The following is a 21,002-nucleotide window of genomic DNA, read 5'->3' as shown; positions in this document are numbered from 1 at the left end:
ATGTGCCGTCTACTCCTTAGAAAGAAACGGCTTTTCATTCACGTATGATATAATGAGTGCGTTTAACTGTAGATCTATTTTTAAAGGAGTCATCCATGAAAAATGCTGTGAATCAGCCGCATTGGCTTTTCCAGGGTGCGGTGATTTTGACCATCGCAGGCTTGTTATCAAAGGTTCTAAGTGCCGTTTATCGTGTTCCATTCCAGAACATCGTAGGAGACACAGGGTTTTATATTTATCAGCAAGTGTATCCCTTCCTTGGCATTGCCATCATGCTCGGCACCACAGGGTTTCCTGTCATGGTGTCCAAGCTTCTGAGTGAGCATGGGGAAGAGAATCGAAGGATCATTACAAGGGTATCCTTGGTCTATATCACTTTACTGAGCTTGGTCTTATTTCTTTGTCTTTACATAGGAGCAGGCAGAATTGCGAGCCTTATGGCGGACAGTCAATTAATCCTGCTCATCCAAATGAGTGCTTTCGTGTTTTTATTTCTTCCGCTTACCGTGATGCTGAGGGGAGTTTTTCAGAGTGACGGTATGATGCTTCCAACGGCTATTTCTCAATTGGTGGAGCAGCTCATCAGGGTAGGCGTCCTGCTTGTTTTATCCTTCTATTTCGTGAGGCGCGGCTATTCGCTTTATGAAACAGGGGCGGGTGCGGTCTTCTCCTCCATAGCGGGGAGTGCGGCCTCGCTTATACTACTTCTTTTTCTTTGGCTGACATACCGAAAACAGTCTGCTGCAAGTATGACAAGCAAACAGGCGACACTTCGGAAAAAGGATGTTTTGAAGAGTTTGGTGCTGTATACATTCACGATTTGTGTCAGCGGACTGCTCATTTTATGGATGCAAATGGTTGATGCCTTTCATCTGTATGCGTTGCTGCGCAGTGAGGGTCTGAGTGAAGCCGCGGCAAAGGCGGCAAAAGGTGTGTATGACCGAGGACAGCCGTTCTTACAGCTAGGGACGGTGTTTGCCATTAGCATCGGAACCTCTCTTGTGCCATTTTTATCGGCGGCTATGAGGAATGGAGAGCATGAAGCGATAAGGCAAAAAGTGCGTACATCGTTTAAGACCACGTCGGTTTTAGGGATTGGTTCAGCAGTTGGGCTGATTTGTATTCTAGCGTCAGTCAATACCATGCTTTTTCGTAATGACTTAGGCACCGATGCGCTGCAAATATTCTGTATTTCCATCGCATTTACATCGATTGCGATTACGCAAGCATCTTTACTTCAAGGGCTCGGGCATACTGTGTATCCAGCTGTTGTGGTGATTCTCAGTGTGCTGGTGAAATGGATACTAACGCTTGCACTTGTCCCGCTATTTGGCATCTACGGTGCCGCATGGTCAACCGTATGTGGTTTTCTCGCTGCGGCTCTGCTCAATGCCGTTTATTTGAGGCATAAAGGATGGATTTCTTTGAGAGAGCTGTTCCCAGTGAAAATTCTTTTATCGGCTGCTTTCATGGCCATTGTCTTAATAGGGTATCAGGCACTGTTTTCTTGGGTCATTCCCTTTGAAAAACGTCCTTTTTTCGTTTTAGAGAGCCTGACGTCAGTTTTTATTGGTGGTTTCGCCTTTTTATATAGTATTCTTAAGCTAGAAGTATTTACGGACGAGGAATGGAGACTCATTCCATTAGGAGAAAAGATTTTATATTTTAAACAGATGAGAGGGAATCGAAATGGCAGGTAAGATTACCGTCGTCGGTCTCGGGGCAGGCGACATGGATCAGCTGACGCTCGGTGTATACAAGCAGCTGAAGCAGGCGAAAGAAGTATTTATGAGAACGCAGGATCATCCGCTTACCGCAGAGTTGATGCAGGAGGTCTCATCGCTGACCTTTTTTGATGAAATTTATGAAAAGCACGATCAGTTTGATTCGGTATATCAGGAAATCACTGAAATTTTATTTACAGAGGCTGCGGAACAGGAGATTGTGTACGCAGTACCAGGTCACCCATTTGTCGCAGAAAAGACTGTCCAGCTATTAGTTTCTCAGCAGCACGAACGCGGGATTGATGTGTCTGTTGCTGGTGGACAAAGCTTTTTGGATGCGACGTTTAACTCCTTGCAGATTGACCCAATCGAGGGATTACAATTCGTTGATGCAGGAGATATGAGAGCGGACGATCTGAAATTGACCCAGCATGTCCTCATTTGTCAGGTATATGATCAGCTGACCGCTTCGAATGTGAAACTCACGCTGATGGAAAAGCTTCCTGACGATTATGAAGTCTATATTGTGACTGCGGCTGGAAGCAGTCAGGAACAGATTACTGCCGTTCCTTTATTTGAACTTGATCGAGATGTGTCGATAAATAACTTAACGAGTGTTTATGTACCTCCGATTCAAGATGAAAAGCTGCTTTATCAACAATTTGACACTTTCCGTGACGTCATACGTACATTAAGAGGTCCGGGCGGCTGTCCATGGGATCAAAAACAAACCAATGAGTCACTTAAACCATATTTAATTGAAGAATGCTATGAACTGCTTGAAGCGATCGATGAAGATGATCAAGACCATATGGTGGAAGAGCTCGGAGATGTGCTGCTGCAGGTGTTACTTCACGCCCAAATTGGTGAAGATGACGGCTTTTTCTCAATTGATGACGTCATCCAGCATGTCACAGAAAAAATGATTCGTAGACATCCCCATGTGTTTGGTGACACAAATGTTTCTGAAGCAGCAGATGTGGTCGCCAACTGGGAAAAAATCAAGCAGCAGGAGAAGCCGGAGCGGGCAGCCTCCATTTTGCAATCCATCCCGGCGACGCTTCCAGCACTAACAAAGGCATATAAGCTCCAAAAGAAAGCCGCCAAAGTAGGCTTTGATTGGACAGATGTGAAAGATATTTGGAACAAATACGAAGAAGAGAAGCAGGAATTTCTCGTTGAAGTGGCAGAGAAGCCGGACGAAAGTGCAACGAAGCAGATGAAAGATGAATTTGGAGATCTTTTGTTTGTTCTCGTCAACATTGGAAGGTTCTATCAGCTAGAGCCTGAAACGGCACTCGCTTCCGCCAACACAAAATTCATGCGTCGCTTTCAGCATATCGAACAAAAAGCAAAGGACATGGGACGTTCATTAGAGGACTTAACGCTAGAGGAAATGGACGATCTATGGAACGATGCCAAACGTATAGAAAGAGGTGAGCATACATGAGACTAGATAAATTTTTAAAAGTGTCCCGTTTAATTAAAAGAAGAACATTGGCAAAAGAAGTAGCTGATCAAGGCAGAATTTCTATTAACGGCACACAGGCGAAAGCCAGCTCTGACGTGAAAGAAGGAGACGAGCTTCAAATCCGTTTTGGTCAAAAACTTGTGACGGTTCAAGTCAACGAGTTAAAGGACACGACGAAAAAAGAAGAAGCCGCTGGCATGTATACTGTGCTAAAAGAAGAAAAAACAGCAGAATAGGGCTTGTTCTAAATGATCCTCCTGTCACATACAATGCAGTAACAATGCAAGTATGAGATATGGGGGATGTATAAATGAATCAATATTATAATCAACCTCAAGGCACGAAGCTGTCATCAGAAGCGGAGCACAATATCACAATGCGAAACAGAAAGCATTTAGATATTACCGGCGTCAAACAGGTGGAAAGCTTTGATAATGAAGAATTTCTGCTTGAGACAGTCATGGGGATTCTCGCTATCCGTGGAGAAAATCTGCAAATGAAAAACCTAGACGTCGAAAAAGGTGTTGTGTCGATTAAAGGACGTGTCTTTGACTTAATTTATGTAGATGAGCAGCACGGGGAGAAAGCTAAAGGGTTTTTTAGCAAGCTGTTTAAATGACGCTGACAGTCCAGTTTTATACGATGCTTTCGATGGTAGCGATGGGCATCTGGCTGGGCGCATCGCTTGATACGTACAAGCTGTTTGTGAATCGGGAAAAGACAGCAAAATGGCTTTTGGTCATACACGATCTCCTTTTTTGGCTGGTACAGGGCCTCTTATTCTTTTATGTCCTGCTGCTGACAAATGAGGGAGAATTCAGGCTTTATATCTTTCTAGCCGTTGCACTAGGTTTCTCGATGTATCAGGCATTGATGAAACAGCTGTATATGAACATTCTCAAGTTTATGATGATGTGTGTGTATCAGACCGCTCTCGTCCTTAAACGGCTGGTCATGTCCATCGTATTCCAGCCAATCCGCTGGCTGCTGACATTGATTATAAGTGCTATTATGTTCTTGCTCCACTTGCTCTTACGTCTTGTTCATTTTACGTTTCGGCTCGTGTGGAAGGTGCTGTCCATTGTTTGTTATCCGCTCATCTGGTTACTTAATGTGACCATTATTCATCGGATTCCCGAAAAATGGCGAACATCAATGAGATTGTTTTTCTCTAAAGGAGCAGGAATTTTACAAGGGACCAAGAAATTATCTGGTACCATCAAAACGAAATGGAAACAATTCTGGACAAAGTAAGAGAGGAGGCCTTCAACCTTGAACAAGAGAAAAAGAAATATCGCACAAATTCAAAATGATTACCAAAAACAAATGGAACAGCAAGCACAGCGCTTAAAACGCAAACGCCGTGGACTCCTTAGAAGGCTTACCGTGTTTGGTGTGATTGTGCTCATGTTTGCTGTCTTGGTGACAAGTGCCCTCTGGTCGCAATCGTCCTCATTAAAGGAAAAAGAAGAGAAGAAGGTTGCGCTTGAAAAAGAATTGAAGCAATTACAAACAAAGCAGGAAGATATTTCTGATGAAATTAAAAAGCTGAAAAGCAAAGAATACGTACTCGAACTGGCACGACGAGACTATTATATGTCCAAAAAAGGCGAAAAAATCTTTGATGTGGGCAATAAGAGCGATTAGCCTTGTTGACACTTAAAATTCAGTTTATGTATAATTGAACAAATGAGATTTTTTTATAAGTCTAAGGAGGAGCACTTTTTTTATGTCGATTGAAGTTGGCAGCAAGTTACAAGGGAAAGTTACGGGCATTACAAATTTTGGAGCTTTTGTGGAGTTGCCAGGCGGTTCAACTGGTCTCGTTCATATCAGTGAGGTAGCCGATAACTATGTAAAAGATATTAATGAGCATTTAAAAGTCGGTGAACAAGTTGAAGTGAAAGTGATTAACGTTGAAAAAGACGGTAAAATCGGCTTGTCCATTAAAAAAGCAAAAGATCGTCCTCAACAACAACAATCAAGACCGAGCAGAAATGATTTCCGTCCGAAGGAATCGTTTGAGCAAAAAATGAACAAATTCTTAAAAGATAGTGAAGACCGCTTAACATCTTTAAAACGTAACACGGAATCAAAACGTGGGGGACGCGGAGCAAGAAGAGGTTAACTTGTTGCTGCTTTCTATATATCTTTCACAACAAAGCACCTGCTGTCCGCAGGTGCTTTTTTTCTTGATCCATACGACATTTTTTGAGATTTCGTCATTTAATTTAAAACTTTCTATTGACGGACAAGCGATTCCTTTGTATTATAGATCTTGTGCTTCTTAGCGCATTTTTATTATGGCGGTGTAGCTCAGCTGGCTAGAGCGTACGGTTCATACCCGTGAGGTCGGGGGTTCGATCCCCTCCGCCGCTATCCTTTTTAGTAGAACATAAAAGCAAGGCCCGTTGGTCAAGCGGTTAAGACACCGCCCTTTCACGGCGGTAACACGGGTTCGAATCCCGTACGGGTCATCTTCAAAACAGCTTTCTTTAGGAAGGCTGTTTTTTTGTGTCTTCGTAAAATTCTGATGAAAGACATCGACTTTCATGAAAGTATGCCTCTTTGACGAATAAAGCGTCGAACGTTTTATGGAAACGACAACTTCTTTTGACAAAATTTCTTTTTCACCTTCGCTATAATGACAAGCAACGAATATCAGGTGGGGGATGAAAAGATGGAAAAACTAGAAAGAAGAACTGATTTAACAGGAGCGGGGTTTGAAAGAATCAGTGCAGGGTTAAAAAAGATGAAAAACCTGTTTCTTCATCACACGCATTCTCTTTTTTTCTATAAAGGGTTTATTTATGTTGTTCTTGGTTTTTTATTAGGACGAGCCTTTATTTTATCTGAAATTATGCCGTTTGCTCTGCCTTTCTTTGGCTCCATGCTGCTTATCAAAAGAGATAAGGCCATGCTTGCTTGTCTCGCTTTACTCGCTGGAGCCATGACGATATCACCTCAAAACGCATTGTTTGTGTTTGCGTCGTTAATCGTGTTTCTCCTTATGTCCAAGGTGGTTTCTTTCATCATCAAAGACCCAGTGAAAACATTGCCGGTTGTCATTGTGCTGTCGATGCTGATCACCCGAGGAGCATTTGTTTACCTAGAGCAAGGTGCTGTGCAAAGCTACGATTACGTCATGGCGGGTGTTGAAGCAGGACTTGCCTTCATTTTGACACTGATTTTCCTTCAAAGCCTGCCGATTTTTACAGTCAGGAAAATCAAACACTCCTTAAAGGTTGAAGAAATTATTTGCTTTATGATTTTAATTGCCTCAGTTTTAACAGGTCTGGCTGGCATCACATTTCAAGGGATGCAGGCAGAGCATATTTTGTCACGTTATGTAGTGCTGAGCTTTGCTTTTATTGGAGGAGCCAGTATTGGTTGTACGGTGGGTGTCGTGACAGGATTAATTCTCGGTCTCGCTAACATCGGAAACCTTTATCAGATGAGTCTTCTTGCCTTTTCAGGCTTATTAGGGGGACTGCTGAAAGAGGGGAAGAAAGCAGGCGCAGCCATTGGCTTAATTGTGGGTTCCTTACTTATTTCCCTATACGGAGAAGGATCAGCAGGTCTCGTGACCACGCTGTATGAATCACTTATTGCAGTTGCGCTCTTCTTACTCACGCCACAATCAGTGACCTCTAAGGTAGCGAAATATATTCCTGGTACGGTAGAGCATGTACAGGAACAGCAGCAATACGCCCGGAAAGTACGAGATGTGACAGCAAAAAAGGTAGACCAATTTTCTAATGTATTTCATGCGCTGTCTGAGAGTTTTGCGACATTTTACGAATCCATTCCTGAAGAAAAGAAGCAGGAAGAGGATGTAGATCTTTTTTTAAGTACGATCACAGAACGATCCTGTCAAACGTGCTATAAGAAAAATAAATGCTGGGTGCAGAACTTTGATACAACCTATGAACTGATGAAACAAGTTATGCATGAATCTGATGAAAAAACCTACGAGCATAACCGGAAATTGAAGAAGAAATTTAGCCAGCACTGCTCAAAATCAAAACATGTCGAGGAATTGATTGAAGAGGAGATCGCTTACTATAAAGCCAACCAGACCCTGAAGAAAAAGGTCCAAGACAGCAGACGACTTGTAGCCGAACAGCTGATGGGGGTCTCACAAGTGATGGAGGATTTTTCCCGGGAAATAAAACGAGAAAGAGAACAGCATTTTATTCAAGAAGAGCAGATGATAGAAGCACTTCAGCACTTTGGGATTGAAATTCAGCAAGTAGAAATTTATAGCTTGGAGCAGGGGAATGTCGATATTGAAATGAGAATCCCATATTGCCAAGGACATGGTGAATGTGAAAAAATCATCGCTCCCATGCTCTCAGATATTTTAGAAGAACAGATTTTAGTCAAAGCAGAGCAGTGTGCAGAGCACCCAACAGGCTATTGCCACGTTGTATTTGGCTCTGCAAAATCATATCGAGTGGCTACAGGCGTAGCGCATGCAGCGAAAGGCGGAGGGTTAGTGTCTGGGGATAGCTACAGCATGATGGAGCTGGGTGCGGGCAAATATGCCGCAGCTATTAGTGATGGAATGGGCAATGGAGCAAGGGCTCATTTTGAAAGCAATGAAACGATTAAGCTGTTAGAAAAAATATTGGCGTCAGGTATCAATGAAAAAGTGGCAATCAAAACCATTAATAGTATTTTATCTTTACGAACGACGGATGAAATCTATTCTACATTAGATTTATCAATTATTGATTTACAGGATGCGAGCTGTAAGTTCCTCAAGATTGGTTCAACACCCAGCTTTATTAAACGAGGTGAACAGGTGATGAAGGTACAAGCGAGCAACTTACCGATTGGGATTATTGATGAATTTGAAGTGGAGGTAGTGAGTGAACAGATGAAGGCAGGAGATCTGCTGATTATGATGAGTGATGGCATTTTTGAAGGACCAAAGCATATTGAAAATCATGATCTGTGGGTGAAGCGCAAAATGAAAAGCTTTAAAACAGAAGATCCGCAAGAGATTGCTGATTTATTAATGGAAGAGGTCATTCGAACAAGAGCGGGTCAAATTGACGACGATATGACGGTTGTTGTCATCAGGCTTGATCACAACACACCAAAATGGGCATCCATTCCGACTGGTACATTCTATCTTGAGAAACAAGAGATTTCTTAAAATATCGTATAATATGAATTTCTTCTGGCGATGATGGGGATATAAAGCATTCAGTTACGATCCCAGGAGGAATGAAGATGCGAAAAGGTCACGTAAACCAAATCTTATTGATTACAGATGGCTGCTCAAATCACGGGGAAGATCCACTTGCGATTGCCTCATTGGCAAAGGAACAAGGGATTACAGTCAATGTCATTGGCATTATGGAGGAAAACAGACACGATCATGAAGCGATGAAAGAAGTCGAGGGGATTGCCCTCGCAGGCGGAGGCATCCATCAGGTTGTCTACGTCCAGCAGTTATCTCAAACGGTACAAATGGTCACAAAAAAAGCGATGACACAAACCTTACAAGGTGTTGTGAATAAAGAATTGCAGCAAATACTTGGCAAAGACACTGAAATTGAAGAGCTTCCGCCTGATAAGCGTGGGGAAGTGATGGAAGTAGTCGATGAGTTAGGAGAGACGGTTCATCTTCAAGTACTTGTGCTTGTTGATACAAGTGCAAGTATGAAACCGAAGCTGCCGACCGTTAAAGAAGCACTCATCGATCTCTCTATTAGTTTAAATTCAAGAATTGGTGAAAATCAGTTTGGGATGTGTATATTTCCCGGGAAAAACTCAGATGCTGAAATTGTGTTGAATTGGACGCCTCGATTCGATTCGTTATCATCTATTTTCCCGAAACTGACCACGGGAGGAATTACTCCAACTGGACCAGCGCTTCGAGAAGCACTCCAGCATTTCAAATCAGTTCGTTCGCGTAAAGGGCTGCTTGAAGCAAAGGAAGAGCATGATAATGAATTCGGCTTCTAACATTCCGTTAGGCACGGTGATTCAAGGGAAATGGCATCACAATCATTACCGCATTGTAAAAGAGCTGGGAAAAGGGGCGAACGGTATTGTCTATCTAGCCGAATCGCAAAATGGTCAAGTAGCCCTTAAAGTGAGTGATGACAGTATGCTCATTGCATCTGAAGTCAATGTATTAAAATCCTTTTCTAAGGCTCCTGTGAAAACCATGGGGCCTTCTTTTTATGATATGGATGATGCGATTTATCCCGGTATGCTTCAAAAGCGTTCCTTTTATGTGATGGAGTATGTCAGAGGCCCGTTACTGCTTGAATTTGTAAAACAAAAAGGTGATGAGTGGATCGTCGTTTTAATGGTTCAGCTTTTATCTAACCTGGCTCATTTACATCAGGAAGGCTGGATTTTTGGTGACTTGAAGCCAGACAATCTCATCGTGTCAGGTCCCCCAGCCGCGATCCGGTGCATTGATGTAGGGGGAACGACAAAAGCAGGCAGGGCAATCAAGGAGTATACAGAGTTTTTTGATCGAGGCTATTGGGGATTCGGCACAAGAAAGGCAGAGCCATCCTATGATCTGTTTGCCTTAAGTATGGTGATGGTGAATTGTGCGTATAAGAAAGAATTCAAAAAAGGAGCAGAACCGGAAAAGCAGCTTTACAGAGCGATTGAAGGACATCCTTTATTAAAGCGTTATGAAAGGGTGTTAAAGGCTGCTCTACAAGGTAAATATCAATCAGCGGCGGCTATGAAGAGTGCGATGCTGAAAGAAGGACAGCTGATCGCTTCAAGAAAAGCGAGTCAAAAGAAGCAGCAGCAAAAAAACGGGCAAAAGCCCGCTGTTCAACAAAATCAACAGGTGACTTCACGATCGAGAGTTGCAGCAGCAAAAAGAACACCAGTACGCAAAAAATCAGGCGGGCTTTTTGAAACTGTTCTGATCGTGTGCAGTGTACTTGCTCTTTACTGTGCATATGTAGTTTTGTTCCTGCTATAGACCTGTAAAAAAGCAGGCTTCATCTTTGCTTGGAGCTACTGAAAGTGATAGGATATGTATATCTTTAAATTACCTGCTCTTTGTGAGGAGGAAGTTGTGAATAGAATTGAATCATTTTTGAAAAAACATGATGTTTACCTTGAAAATACGACAGTCATTGTCGGGGTTTCTGGCGGACCAGATTCCATGCTTTTACTGCACGAACTAAACAAACGTCGAAAAGGTTCCTATCAGCTGATTGCAGCCCATGTAGATCACATGTTCAGAGGAGAAGAATCCTTTGCTGATTTGGCATTTGTTGAGGCTTACTGCAAGGAGCAAGAGATTCCTTTTGAATCGGCCCGCATACAGGTCACCCAATATGCAAAAGAAAACCACTTAAACAAACAGGCAGCTGCAAGGGAGTGCAGATATGCTTTCTTTCGTCAATTGATGGAGCAATACAACGCTCAATTTATAGCGCTTGCACATCATGGAGACGACCAAGTAGAAACAATGATGATGAGGCTTGCGAGAGGGACTGTTGGAATAGGACTCGCCGGTATCCAAGCAAAACGTCCTTTTCAAGATGGATGGCTGATTCGGCCGCTCATTGGATATTCCAAGGACGACGTGCTGACAGCTTGTGAAAAAGAACATATTCCCTATGTCATTGATCAAAGCAATCACACTGATGACTACTTGAGAAACCGGATAAGAAGACACATTCTTCCCGTGTTAAAAGAAGAGGCACCTCATGTACATGAAAGCTTTCAGTTTGTAAGTGACATGCTGACTGAGGATGAGCAATATTTGCAGGCATTAACAAAGGAACAAATGAACCAAGTGATAACGAATCAATCGCCTAAGCAAATTAAGATCAAAACGAAGCCTTTGCTTGACCTGCCTTTGCCTTTACAAAGAAGAGGCATTCAACTAATATTAAACTATCTTTATGAAAACACTCAATCAGCGTTTTCAAACCAGCATATTCTAGGGACTTTGGACTGGTTATCTCATACCGAACAACCGTCTGGATCATTAGATTTGCCAAAAGGTTTACAAGCTGTCAAGTCTTATGATTACTGTATGTTTACCTTTGAACGATCGCTTGTACTAGACCAGTCTTATGCTCTTCACTTAAAGGGTGAGCTTGGAGAGGAGCTTTTCCTTCCGAATGGGCAGTCTATCGTGGTATCAAATCATGTTCCGAAGGATGCACGGAACGGAAACCATTTTTTCTTGCTTCAAAAAGATCATGTTCGTCTCCCTTTGATCATTCGCTCACGAAAAAATGGTGATCGAATCAAACTTAAAGGGATGAATGGATCAAAAAAGGTGAAGGATATATTTATTGATAAAAAAGTGCCTCTTGCAGAAAGAGACAGCTGGCCGATCGTCACTGACTCGGATCATCAAATCATCTGGATCCCAGGTCTGAAAAAATCCGTTTTTGAAGAAATTGATATGACAAACAGCGATCTCATTGTATTACAATATAGACAGCATGAAAATTTGTAGGGGGCAAGCAAAAGCATGAAACAAGATATTGAAAAGGTTTTGATCTCAGAAGAAGAGATCCAGCAAAAAGTGAAGGAACTGGGTGCAACATTAACCAGCGATTATGATGGTAAATTTCCCCTGGCTATTGGTGTTTTGAAAGGGGCTCTTCCATTCATGGCAGACCTGATCAAACACATTGATACATATTTAGAACTTGATTTTATGGATGTATCTAGCTACGGAAAATCTACCGTATCTTCAGGAGAAGTAAAGATCATTAAAGATCTTGATACTTCTGTTGAAGGAAGAGATATTTTAATTATGGAAGATATCATCGACAGTGGGTTAACTTTGAGCTATCTGGTAGAGCTTTTCCGATACCGTAAAGCAAACTCCATAAAAATTGTGACATTGCTTGATAAACCAAGCGGTCGTAAAGCAGACATCAAAGCAGATTATGTTGGATTTGAAGTGCCAGATGCATTTGTTGTCGGCTATGGATTGGATTTCGCTGAACGTTACCGAAACCTCCCGTATATTGGAGTGTTAAAACCATCTGTTTACGAAGGCTAATCAGCATACGTATACATGAGGTTATTGGTTGTATTGGAATGATTTTCTATGATACTATTGAACATAGTTGTGCTTACTGTGGGAGGAGGTAAGGAATGAATCGGGTTTTTCGTAATACGATTTTTTATATACTTATTTTATTACTTGTGATAGGGGTAGTCAGTTGGTTAGGATCCCCTAATCAAAAGCCTGAGAACATGTCTTACAGCAAATTTTCGCAAAATCTAAGTGCGGGAAAAGTGGAGAGTATCTCCATTCAGCCTGTAAGAGGGGTTTATGAAATTCGTGGTCAATTAGATGGCGCGAAAAAAGATCAATACTTCATTACCCATGTTCCAGATGGTCAAGGTGTTGACCAGATTTACAGTGCACTGAAGAATACAGATGTAAAAGTAGAACCAGCACCTGAAACAAATGGATGGCTGCAAGTTCTGACAACCATCATTCCGTTTATCATCATCTTTATCCTGTTCTTCTTCTTATTGAACCAAGCTCAGGGCGGTGGAAGCCGTGTTATGAACTTTGGTAAGAGTAAGGCGAAGCTTTACACAGAAGAGAAGAAACGTGTGAAATTTAAAGATGTTGCCGGTGCAGATGAAGAAAAGCAAGAGCTTGTAGAAGTGGTTGAATTCCTAAAGGACCCACGTAAATTTGCGGAGCTTGGCGCAAGAATACCTAAAGGGGTTTTACTAGTAGGGCCTCCAGGTACAGGTAAAACTTTGCTTGCGAGAGCATCTGCAGGAGAAGCAGGCGTTCCTTTCTTCAGCATCAGTGGTTCTGACTTCGTCGAGATGTTCGTCGGTGTCGGTGCATCACGTGTACGTGATTTATTCGAAAATGCGAAAAAGAATGCACCTTGCTTAATCTTTATTGATGAGATTGATGCAGTGGGTCGTCAGCGTGGAGCCGGTCTTGGCGGTGGTCATGACGAGCGTGAACAAACGCTTAACCAGCTTCTTGTTGAAATGGATGGTTTTAGTGCGAACGAAGGTATTATTATCATTGCTGCGACGAACCGTGCAGATATCCTAGATCCTGCATTGCTGCGTCCGGGACGTTTTGACCGTCAAATTACGGTTGACCGACCAGATGTCATTGGCCGTGAAGAAGTACTGAAGGTTCATGCGAAAAACAAACCGCTTGATGATACAGTCAACTTGAAAGCCATTGCAAGCAGAACACCTGGGTTCTCTGGAGCAGATCTTGAGAACTTACTAAACGAAGCAGCGCTAGTTGCTGCCCGTCATAACAAAAAGAAAATCGATATGCGTGATATCGACGAAGCGACTGACCGTGTCATCGCTGGACCGGCGAAGAAAAGCCGCGTCATTTCGAAGAAAGAACGTAATATCGTGGCTTACCATGAAGCAGGTCATACTGTGATTGGACTTATCCTAGACGAAGCGGACATGGTGCATAAAGTAACGATCGTTCCTCGTGGTCAGGCAGGCGGATATGCGGTCATGCTTCCAAGAGAAGACCGTTATTTCCAAACGAAGCCAGAGCTTCTTGATAAAATTGTCGGCTTGCTCGGCGGTCGTGTTGCAGAGGAAATTACGTTTGGTGAAGTAAGCACAGGCGCTCACAACGACTTCCAGCGTGCAACAGGCATTGCAAGAAAAATGGTTACTGAGTTCGGTATGTCTGATAAGCTTGGTCCGCTTCAGTTCGGTCAAGCACAAGGTGGTCAAGTGTTCCTAGGCCGTGACTTTAACAACGAGCCGAATTATAGTGAAGCCATTGCTTACGAGATTGACCAAGAAATTCAGCGTTTCATCAAGGACAGCTACGAACGTGCGAAACAAATTCTCACTGAGAACAAAGATAAGCTAGAAATTATCGCACAAGCCCTTCTAGAAGTTGAAACATTAGATGCTGAGCAAATTAAATCTCTTTACGAAACTGGAAAGCTTCCAGAGCGTATATACGCAGATGACGAAGAGAAAAACGATGATGTGAAAGTGAACATCAAGAAAAAAGAAGAAGATGAGGAGATCTAATCTCCTTCTGTGAAAGCTGCCGGGATCACCGGCAGCTTTTTTTATTTCGATTCATGAATGGATCGGTTTCGAATTGTTTACAAATGGAACTCAATTCGTGTATGGTATGATAGAAAGTCGAAAAATGCTCTTTTTGAGAAACTATTCAAAGTGGTGATGAAGTTGTTACTCGTGATAGATGTAGGAAACACAAATACCGTTTTAGGTGTTTATCATAACGGCGATCTAAACTACCATTGGCGAATTGAAACAAGCCGTCATAAAACAGAAGACGAATTTGGTATGGCTATCAGGTCTTTATTTGATTATGTGGGGCTGATGTTTGATCAAATAGAAGGAATTATCATCTCGTCTGTTGTCCCGCCAATGATGTTTGCACTAGAAAGAATGTGCGAGAAGTACTTTCACTTAACACCCCAAATTGTAGGGCCTGGAATGAAGACTGGATTAAACATTATGTGTGACAATCCAAAGGAAGTCGGGGCTGATCGAATTGTGAATGCAGTAGCGGCGATTCACCTATATGGGGCACCTCTCATTGTGGTAGACTTTGGCACAGCGACAACCTACTGCTATATCAATGAACAAAAACAATACATGGGTGGGGCAATTGCACCTGGTATTACCATCTCAACAGAGGCTTTATATACAAGAGCGGCGAAGCTGCCGAGAATTGAAATTGTCCGTCCAGATCACATTGTTGGAAAAAACACCATTAGTGCGATGCAATCCGGCATCCTTTATGGATATGTTGGGCAAGTCGAGGGAATAGTGAAACGGATGAAGCAGCAAGCGAAACAAACACCGAAAGTCATTGCAACAGGCGGTTTGTCGACATTGATTGGAAATGAATCAGACTGCATTGATATTGTCGATCCGTTCTTAACATTAAAAGGACTTCAACTCATTTATGAGCGTAATCGTGTCGGTGTACTATAGGAGGTTTAAAATCGAATGGATTACTTAGTTAAAGCGTTAGCATATGACGGAAAAGTCCGAGCATATGCTGCAAACACAACAGATACAATCAATGAAGCACAAAGAAGACACCATACATGGCCAACAGCATCAGCAGCGATTGGCAGAACAATGACAGCTACAGTCATGATGGGTGCTATGCTGAAAGGCGAAAATAAGCTAACGGTCAAAATTGAAGGCGGTGGACCAATCGGTGCCATCATTGCTGATGGAAACGCAAAAGGTCAGGTGCGCGGATATGTCTCAAACCCACAAGTCCACTTTGACTTAAATGAACATGGCAAGCTGGATGTCAGACGTGCAGTCGGGACATCTGGAACGTTGAGTGTTGTCAAAGATATCGGACTGAAAGATCACTTTACAGGACAAACGGAGATCGTCTCAGGTGAAATTGGAGACGACTTCACTTATTATCTTGTCTCTTCTGAGCAAGTGCCTTCCTCTGTAGGCGTAGGGGTTCTGGTCAATCCAGATAACTCGATCCTTGCAGCAGGCGGTTTCATCATTCAATTGCTGCCTGGAACAGAAGATGCTGTCATCGAAAGATTAGAAAAGCGGCTCTCAACCATTGAACCCATTTCTAAACTCATTGAAAAAGGGATGACACCAGAAGAAATTTTAGAAGAAGTACTCGGAGAAAAACCTCAAATTTTAGAAACTGTACCTGTCGAATTCTCTTGTAACTGCTCAAAAGAACGTTTTGCTAATGGCATTATCAGCCTAGGGAAAGCCGAAATTGACGACATGATTGAACAAGACGGACAAGCAGAAGCTCAATGCCATTTTTGTAACGAAACGTATGTATTTACAAAAGAAGAGCTAGAAGAGCTGCGTGAAGAAATAACCCGCTAAGCTCTAAGCAGCGGGTTTTCTTTTTAGAATGGAAAGGAGACGAAAAATGAGACTAAAAGCAAGAGTGGTATGGACATTTATCCTCGTGTTGCTTATGATCAATGCCGTTGTCATTGCATATGTATTAACAAAGTCGCAAATGTCACAGGCTTCTTCAAATGGGAAGAGCGGTGAAGAAATTGCGTCGATTGGAAAAGAGAAGGTGACGCGTCAAGAATGGTTAAAGAAGATGGAAGACCGCTATGGCAAGGCAACACTTGAGCAAATGATTAATCAGAAGGTGGTCAATCAGCTTGCGAAAGAAAACAAGCTTGAGGTGTCTTCAAAAGAGATCAATCGTGAATTGCTCATGCTTAAAGCGGTATCTAATAATTTCTACGAAGATGGACATACAAGTGAAAAGGAATGGAAAGAACAGATTCGTTATCAAATTTTATTAGAGCAGCTTTTAACGAGAGATGCTGTTGTTTCTGAAAAAGAAGCGAAATCCTTTTATGAAAAAAACAAGGACTTATATCAATATGATGATTCATACCGTATTCGTCATATCGTCGTGAAGACAAAAGGCGAAGCTGAAAATGTATTGAAGGATCTGAAAGGCGGATCTAGCTTCGAAGCGGTGGCAGCTGAACGCTCCATTGACCGCTACACCTCTCCATATGGCGGAGATCTTGGGTTTGTGACAGAAGAACAAGAAAGTATCCCAGCCCTATACATACAGGAAGCTCAAAAGCTTCAGCCAGACGAATGGACAAAAGAACCGATCGAGACCAAAAACGGGTATGCCATTATTCAACTAAAAGAAAAATTAGATGGCCGCTCCTTCTCTTATGAAGAAGTCAAAGATCAGATCAAAAGGCAGATTGCCATGGAAGACCTAGGTGAAAAGGCGAATGTCAAAACCCTGTGGAAAGAAGCAAAAGTCACATGGTTTTACGATGGCGAGCAGGACTAAAAGCATTGACAAAATTTTTTGAAATTGATAATTTAATATTAATGCAATAAAATTACTCGGAGATAGAGGTGTTAGTGATGGCTCGTATTGCAAATTCAGTTTTTGAACTAATAGGAAATACACCAGTCGTTAAATTAAACCGTTTAGTAGATGAAGACAGTGCGGATGTCTACTTGAAACTTGAATATATGAACCCGGGCAGCAGTGTAAAAGATCGTATTGCGTTAGCGATGATCGAAGATGCTGAAGCGAAAGGCACTTTAAAAGCCGGCGACACGCTCATCGAACCAACAAGCGGAAACACAGGGATCGGTCTTGCGATGGTAGCGGCAGCTAAAGGAATTAACGCAATTCTAGTGATGCCAGACACAATGAGTCAGGAGCGCCGCAACCTTTTACGCGCTTATGGAGCAGAGCTTGTATTAACACCAGGTGCAGAAGGAATGAAAGGTGCCATCAAAAAGGCAGAAGAATTGGCAGAAGAGCATGGTTACTTCATGCCTCAGCAATTTAGCAACGAAGCCAATGCGGAGATTCACCGTCGTACTACAGGAAAAGAAATTCTTGAACAGTTTGACGGTGAGCTTGATGCATTTATTGCAGGTGTTGGTACGGGCGGCACGATTACGGGTGCTGGTGAAGTCCTAAAAGAAGCCATCCCATCGATTCAGCTTTATGCGGTAGAGCCGACAGATTCTCCTGTATTATCAGGCGGAAAGCCAGGCCCGCATAAAATCCAAGGGATAGGAGCAGGTTTTATCCCTTCAATCTTGAACACGGAAGTATATGACGGTATTATCCAAGTGAAAAACGAAGATGCATTTGAGCTTGCTAGAAAAGCAGCGAAAGAGGAAGGGATCCTTGGCGGTATTTCTTCAGGAGCAGCTATTTACGCAGCACTTCAAACAGCGAAGAAGCTTGGTAAAGGGAAAAAGGTTCTGGCAATCATCCCAAGTAATGGGGAGCGTTACCTCAGTACACCTCTTTATCAATTCGATTAAACCAATTACCCCAGCATTTGCTGGGGTTTTTTTGTGAAATCTGTAGATGGAAAGCAAATACTATTTTCTAAATAAATTGGATTGCATTACAATAAGATTAATGAAAATGAAAAAGGATGATAACATGACACAACGCAGGCCGATGGGCATCAAAATTCCTTTTACGAAAGATGCTTTCCTGAAAAGATACGAACAATTAACTACTGGCGAAACACACCATGTTCTTCTTGAAAGTGCTCGCGGCGGTTCATACAGCATTGCTGGCATTCACCCGATCGCTAAAGCGAAGGGGAAAGACGGGATGACAACCATCCATTATCAAGATGAGGTGCTGTTCAAAGAAGGCGATCCATTCAGAGCGTTTACGGATTGGTTCCAAACCCTTCAAACCGAAATGAATGAGGAATATCCTGATTTTCAAGGCGGGGCGATTGGATTTTTAAGCTATGATTATGCAAGATATATCGAGCATTTTAAAATGCTGTCCATTGATGACCTGAAAACACCTGATCTTTATTTTCTCGTATTTAATGATGTTGCGGTCTTTGATCATGAAGAAAACGTGCTGTGGCTGATCACTCACACAGAAGGAACGGAACCTGTGAGTGACACTCATCAAAGACTCGAAGATTTGAAGCGAAAGTGGACAAGCTCTTCAGAAGAATCAGCGCAATCTCCTGTTCATGAATCTTCTGCAGAATTTGTACCAGCAGCACCGTTTACCGAAGAAACCTTTGGAGAAGCAGTAGAGAAAATTAAGCAATATATCGCAAGCGGTGATGTGTTCCAAGTGAATTTATCCATCAGACAAGATGAACAGCTCCACACACATCCGTATGATTTATACAAAACGTTACGTCAAGTCAATCCATCTCCGTATATGTCTTATCTGCACACGCCTGATTTCCAGATTGTTTGTGGATCTCCAGAGCTGCTTATTAAGAAAAAGGGGAATCAATTAGAAACAAGACCGATTGCGGGTACAAGATCAAGAGGCAAAGACGACGCTGAGGATCAAGCGCTGGCAAAAGAGCTCATTGAAAATGAAAAAGAACGCGCAGAGCATGTGATGCTCGTGGATCTTGAGCGGAATGACCTTGGACGCGTGTCTACTTATGGCTCAGTAAAAGTGAACGAATTTATGGCGATTGAGAAATATTCACACGTGATGCACATTGTATCCAACGTACAAGGGGAACTGCGTGATGATTGTGATGCAGTAGATGTCATGAGAGCTGTATTCCCAGGCGGAACAATTACAGGTGCTCCAAAGGTGAGAACAATGGAAATCATAGAAGAGCTTGAGCCGACAAGGCGTGGGCTTTATACTGGATCTATAGGCTGGTTTGGATTCAATCAAGATATGCACTTTAACATCGTCATTCGTACGGCGTATTGTACTGAAGGCAAAGCCTTTATGCAGTCGGGTGCTGGGATCGTCATCGATTCTGTACCAAAGCACGAATACAAAGAATCGATTAAAAAAGCCTATGCAGTAAAAAAAGCATTACAGTTGAGCAAAGAAGAGACTATTTTGAGTTAGAGGTGAGCAGAGCATGATATTAATGATTGATAATTATGATTCATTTACGTACAACCTGGTCCAGTATTTAGGTGAGCTTGGAGAAGAATTGATCGTGAAACGGAATGATCAAGTAACCATTCAAGAAATCGAAGAGCTTAAACCAGATTTTCTCATGATTTCTCCAGGGCCATGCAGTCCTGATGAAGCGGGAATTAGTATGGAGGCGATCAAGCACTTTGCGGGAAGTATTCCGATCTTTGGTGTGTGTCTAGGTCATCAATCCATTGCGCAAGTCTTTGGCGGGGATGTCGTTCGTGCAGAGCGCTTAATGCACGGTAAAACGTCAGAGATTGCACATGACGGAAAAGGCGTCTTCACTGGACTCCAAAATCCGCTTGTCGCAACGAGATATCATTCATTAATTGTCAAAAACGAGACGCTGCCGGAGTGCTTTGACGCAACAGCCAGCACAAAGGAAGGCGAGCTCATGGCCATTCGCCATAAAGAGCTGCCAATTGAAAGTGTACAGTTTCATCCTGAATCGATTATGACGTCCTTCGGAAAAGAAATGCTTAAAAATTTCATTGAAACCTATCGTAAAAAGGGGCATGAAGTAAACGCATGATCATTTATCTGAACGGTCAGTATATAGAGGAGAAAGACGCGACTCTTTCTCCTTTTGATCATGGTTTTCTATATGGCATCGGTGTATTCGAAACATTTACCAGCCTGGCAGGACAAGTCTTTCTGTTAGATTGGCACCTTGAAAGGCTCAATCAATCATTGCGTGACCTTTGCATCGAATCCACAATAGAGAAACCATTTGTACTCGACATCATTCATACCTTACTAAATAAAAACGGAATAGCCGGTGGTCATGCGAGAATTCGCTTCAATGTTTCTGCGGGCAGAGGCAATGGATTTTCTGCAGATTCTTATGAAGAGCCTGTCGTTTTTGTCATGATCTCTCCATTCCGGCCCGAATCTGTTTTAGACGAGAAGCAGGGAGTCATTCTTCAAACGAGGAGAAATACGCCGGAAGGTCCAAGGCGCCTCAAGTCTCATCATTATATGAACAACCTGCTGGCTAAAAGAGAAGTGGGAAATGATGCATCGTTAGAAGGCATCTTTTTAACAAAAGAAAATGATGTGGCAGAAGGAATTACCTCCAATATATTTTGGCGAAAAGGTGATGTGATCTATACATCGTCACTTGATACAGGAATTTTAAATGGAGTCACTCGTCGATATTGTATTGAAACGCTTCAAGCTATGGGGGCTTCACTAAAAGTAGGGCGATACCCAGTCTCGCAATTGCTATCAGCTGATGAGGCATGGATGACCAATTCTGTTCAGGGGATTGTGCCCTTCAGAAGTATAGGAGAAATTTCCTTGCCTCAAAACAGCCGGATCATCTCAACAAAGTTGAGAACGCAATATACAAAAGAACGTCTAGATCATAAAGAGTAGG

The 21,002-nt window shown here is 42.5% G+C and carries 19 protein-coding genes, 2 tRNA genes and 1 pseudogene; all 22 read left to right on the top strand.

Annotated elements, in window-relative coordinates:
- The first annotated feature begins 95 nt into the window (after nt 1–95).
- The 22 genes and pseudogenes from ACSSTM_RS11440 (at nt 96) to pabC (ending at nt 21,001) form a co-directional block, all read left to right on the top strand.
- Nucleotides 96–1,700, top strand: a complete 1,605-nt coding sequence (locus tag ACSSTM_RS11440) for a putative polysaccharide biosynthesis protein (RefSeq protein ID WP_034665727.1) — start codon at nt 96–98, stop codon at nt 1,698–1,700.
- Nucleotides 1,690–3,174: a nucleoside triphosphate pyrophosphohydrolase gene (gene mazG / locus ACSSTM_RS11435; protein WP_437404177.1), complete on the top strand. Its 1,485-nt coding sequence runs from the start codon at nt 1,690–1,692 to the stop codon at nt 3,172–3,174. The genes ACSSTM_RS11440 and mazG overlap by 11 nt, the downstream gene beginning before the upstream one ends.
- Nucleotides 3,171–3,431: an RNA-binding S4 domain-containing protein gene (locus ACSSTM_RS11430; protein ID WP_008341839.1), complete on the top strand. Its 261-nt coding sequence runs from the start codon at nt 3,171–3,173 to the stop codon at nt 3,429–3,431. Before mazG ends, ACSSTM_RS11430 begins: the two co-directional genes overlap by 4 nt.
- Before the next feature lie 74 nt (nt 3,432–3,505).
- A complete protein-coding gene (gene yabP, locus ACSSTM_RS11425; protein WP_003217974.1) occupies nt 3,506–3,814 on the top strand; it encodes a sporulation protein YabP in 309 nt (102 codons plus the stop codon).
- On the top strand, nt 3,811–4,449 hold the full coding sequence (gene yabQ / locus ACSSTM_RS11420; protein WP_060595359.1) for a spore cortex biosynthesis protein YabQ: 639 nt from the start codon (nt 3,811–3,813) through the stop codon (nt 4,447–4,449). Before yabP ends, yabQ begins: the two co-directional genes overlap by 4 nt.
- A gap of 18 nt (nt 4,450–4,467) precedes the next feature.
- Complete coding sequence (locus tag ACSSTM_RS11415; protein WP_003217952.1) at nt 4,468–4,842, top strand: FtsB family cell division protein; 375 nt, start codon at nt 4,468–4,470, stop codon at nt 4,840–4,842.
- A gap of 82 nt (nt 4,843–4,924) precedes the next feature.
- A complete protein-coding gene (locus ACSSTM_RS11410; RefSeq protein ID WP_003217901.1) occupies nt 4,925–5,323 on the top strand; it encodes a S1 domain-containing RNA-binding protein in 399 nt (132 codons plus the stop codon).
- A gap of 177 nt (nt 5,324–5,500) precedes the next feature.
- Nucleotides 5,501–5,574: transfer RNA gene (locus ACSSTM_RS11405), tRNA-Met, on the top strand.
- A gap of 26 nt (nt 5,575–5,600) precedes the next feature.
- Nucleotides 5,601–5,672, top strand: a tRNA-Glu gene (locus tag ACSSTM_RS11400).
- Nucleotides 5,673–5,875: 203 nt separating this feature from the next.
- Entirely contained in the window at nt 5,876–8,359 is a 2,484-nt protein-coding gene (gene spoIIE / locus ACSSTM_RS11395) for a stage II sporulation protein E (protein ID WP_095286202.1), read from the top strand.
- Nucleotides 8,360–8,436: 77 nt separating this feature from the next.
- Nucleotides 8,437–9,174: a vWA domain-containing protein gene (locus ACSSTM_RS11390; protein WP_034665741.1), complete on the top strand. Its 738-nt coding sequence runs from the start codon at nt 8,437–8,439 to the stop codon at nt 9,172–9,174.
- Complete coding sequence (locus ACSSTM_RS11385) at nt 9,158–10,165, top strand: protein kinase domain-containing protein (protein WP_095286203.1); 1,008 nt, start codon at nt 9,158–9,160, stop codon at nt 10,163–10,165. The genes ACSSTM_RS11390 and ACSSTM_RS11385 overlap by 17 nt, the downstream gene beginning before the upstream one ends.
- Nucleotides 10,166–10,261: 96 nt before the next feature.
- Nucleotides 10,262–11,684, top strand: a pseudogene (gene tilS / locus ACSSTM_RS11380) (tRNA lysidine(34) synthetase TilS).
- A complete protein-coding gene (gene hpt / locus ACSSTM_RS11375) occupies nt 11,681–12,220 on the top strand; it encodes a hypoxanthine phosphoribosyltransferase (protein WP_003217950.1) in 540 nt (179 codons plus the stop codon). The pseudogene tilS and the gene hpt overlap by 4 nt, the downstream one beginning before the upstream one ends.
- A 95-nt stretch (nt 12,221–12,315) precedes the next feature.
- A complete protein-coding gene (gene ftsH / locus ACSSTM_RS11370) occupies nt 12,316–14,220 on the top strand; it encodes an ATP-dependent zinc metalloprotease FtsH (protein ID WP_034665747.1) in 1,905 nt (634 codons plus the stop codon).
- 162 nt (nt 14,221–14,382) lie between these two features.
- Nucleotides 14,383–15,159: a type III pantothenate kinase gene (locus tag ACSSTM_RS11365; protein WP_060595364.1), complete on the top strand. Its 777-nt coding sequence runs from the start codon at nt 14,383–14,385 to the stop codon at nt 15,157–15,159.
- Between the two features lie 15 nt (nt 15,160–15,174).
- The gene (gene hslO / locus ACSSTM_RS11360) at nt 15,175–16,050 is read left to right on the top strand and encodes an Hsp33 family molecular chaperone HslO (protein WP_012008671.1); all 876 of its coding nucleotides are present in this window, start codon (nt 15,175–15,177) and stop codon (nt 16,048–16,050) included.
- 46 nt (nt 16,051–16,096) lie between these two features.
- Nucleotides 16,097–17,005, top strand: coding sequence for a peptidyl-prolyl cis-trans isomerase (locus ACSSTM_RS11355; RefSeq protein WP_034665753.1), 909 nt, complete (start codon nt 16,097–16,099; stop codon nt 17,003–17,005).
- Nucleotides 17,006–17,082: 77 nt separating this feature from the next.
- Nucleotides 17,083–18,006 carry a cysteine synthase A gene (gene cysK, locus ACSSTM_RS11350; protein ID WP_012008673.1) on the top strand — a complete coding sequence of 308 codons (924 nt, stop codon included), beginning with the start codon at nt 17,083–17,085 and terminating at the stop codon, nt 18,004–18,006.
- Nucleotides 18,007–18,130: 124 nt separating this feature from the next.
- Entirely contained in the window at nt 18,131–19,549 is a 1,419-nt protein-coding gene (gene pabB / locus ACSSTM_RS11345) for an aminodeoxychorismate synthase, component I (RefSeq protein WP_187704279.1), read from the top strand.
- A 13-nt stretch (nt 19,550–19,562) separates the two neighbouring features.
- Nucleotides 19,563–20,156 carry an aminodeoxychorismate/anthranilate synthase component II gene (gene pabA / locus ACSSTM_RS11340; protein WP_003217897.1) on the top strand — a complete coding sequence of 198 codons (594 nt, stop codon included), beginning with the start codon at nt 19,563–19,565 and terminating at the stop codon, nt 20,154–20,156.
- Nucleotides 20,153–21,001, top strand: coding sequence for an aminodeoxychorismate lyase (gene pabC, locus ACSSTM_RS11335; protein ID WP_420735207.1), 849 nt, complete (start codon nt 20,153–20,155; stop codon nt 20,999–21,001). The genes pabA and pabC overlap by 4 nt, the downstream gene beginning before the upstream one ends.
- Nucleotide 21,002: the final 1 nt, after the last annotated feature.

The sequence above is a fragment of the Bacillus sp. RK1064 genome, from assembly GCF_051488405.1.
In the GTDB taxonomy this organism is placed as follows: Bacteria; Bacillota; Bacilli; order Bacillales; family Bacillaceae; genus Bacillus.
This window is presented reverse-complemented; position numbering and strand designations above follow the sequence as displayed.

Bases quoted from the DNA above. Each gene is read 5' to 3' on its own strand.
- hpt (WP_003217950.1), top strand. From the start codon at position 11,681: ATGAAACAAGATATTGAAAAGGTTTTGATCTCAGAAGAAGAGATCCAG.
- cysK (WP_012008673.1), top strand. From the start codon at position 17,083: ATGGCTCGTATTGCAAATTCAGTTTTTGAACTAATAGGAAATACACCA.
- ACSSTM_RS11390 (WP_034665741.1), top strand. From the start codon at position 8,437: ATGCGAAAAGGTCACGTAAACCAAATCTTATTGATTACAGATGGCTGC.
- ACSSTM_RS11430 (WP_008341839.1), top strand. From the start codon at position 3,171: ATGAGACTAGATAAATTTTTAAAAGTGTCCCGTTTAATTAAAAGAAGA.
- ftsH (WP_034665747.1), top strand. From the start codon at position 12,316: ATGAATCGGGTTTTTCGTAATACGATTTTTTATATACTTATTTTATTA.
- pabC (WP_420735207.1), top strand. From the start codon at position 20,153: ATGATCATTTATCTGAACGGTCAGTATATAGAGGAGAAAGACGCGACT.
- ACSSTM_RS11385 (WP_095286203.1), top strand. From the start codon at position 9,158: ATGAATTCGGCTTCTAACATTCCGTTAGGCACGGTGATTCAAGGGAAA.
- ACSSTM_RS11440 (WP_034665727.1), top strand. From the start codon at position 96: ATGAAAAATGCTGTGAATCAGCCGCATTGGCTTTTCCAGGGTGCGGTG.
- yabQ (WP_060595359.1), top strand. From the start codon at position 3,811: ATGACGCTGACAGTCCAGTTTTATACGATGCTTTCGATGGTAGCGATG.
- spoIIE (WP_095286202.1), top strand. From the start codon at position 5,876: ATGGAAAAACTAGAAAGAAGAACTGATTTAACAGGAGCGGGGTTTGAA.
- pabA (WP_003217897.1), top strand. From the start codon at position 19,563: ATGATATTAATGATTGATAATTATGATTCATTTACGTACAACCTGGTC.
- mazG (WP_437404177.1), top strand. From the start codon at position 1,690: ATGGCAGGTAAGATTACCGTCGTCGGTCTCGGGGCAGGCGACATGGAT.
- ACSSTM_RS11410 (WP_003217901.1), top strand. From the start codon at position 4,925: ATGTCGATTGAAGTTGGCAGCAAGTTACAAGGGAAAGTTACGGGCATT.
- hslO (WP_012008671.1), top strand. From the start codon at position 15,175: ATGGATTACTTAGTTAAAGCGTTAGCATATGACGGAAAAGTCCGAGCA.
- ACSSTM_RS11355 (WP_034665753.1), top strand. From the start codon at position 16,097: ATGAGACTAAAAGCAAGAGTGGTATGGACATTTATCCTCGTGTTGCTT.
- yabP (WP_003217974.1), top strand. From the start codon at position 3,506: ATGAATCAATATTATAATCAACCTCAAGGCACGAAGCTGTCATCAGAA.
- pabB (WP_187704279.1), top strand. From the start codon at position 18,131: ATGACACAACGCAGGCCGATGGGCATCAAAATTCCTTTTACGAAAGAT.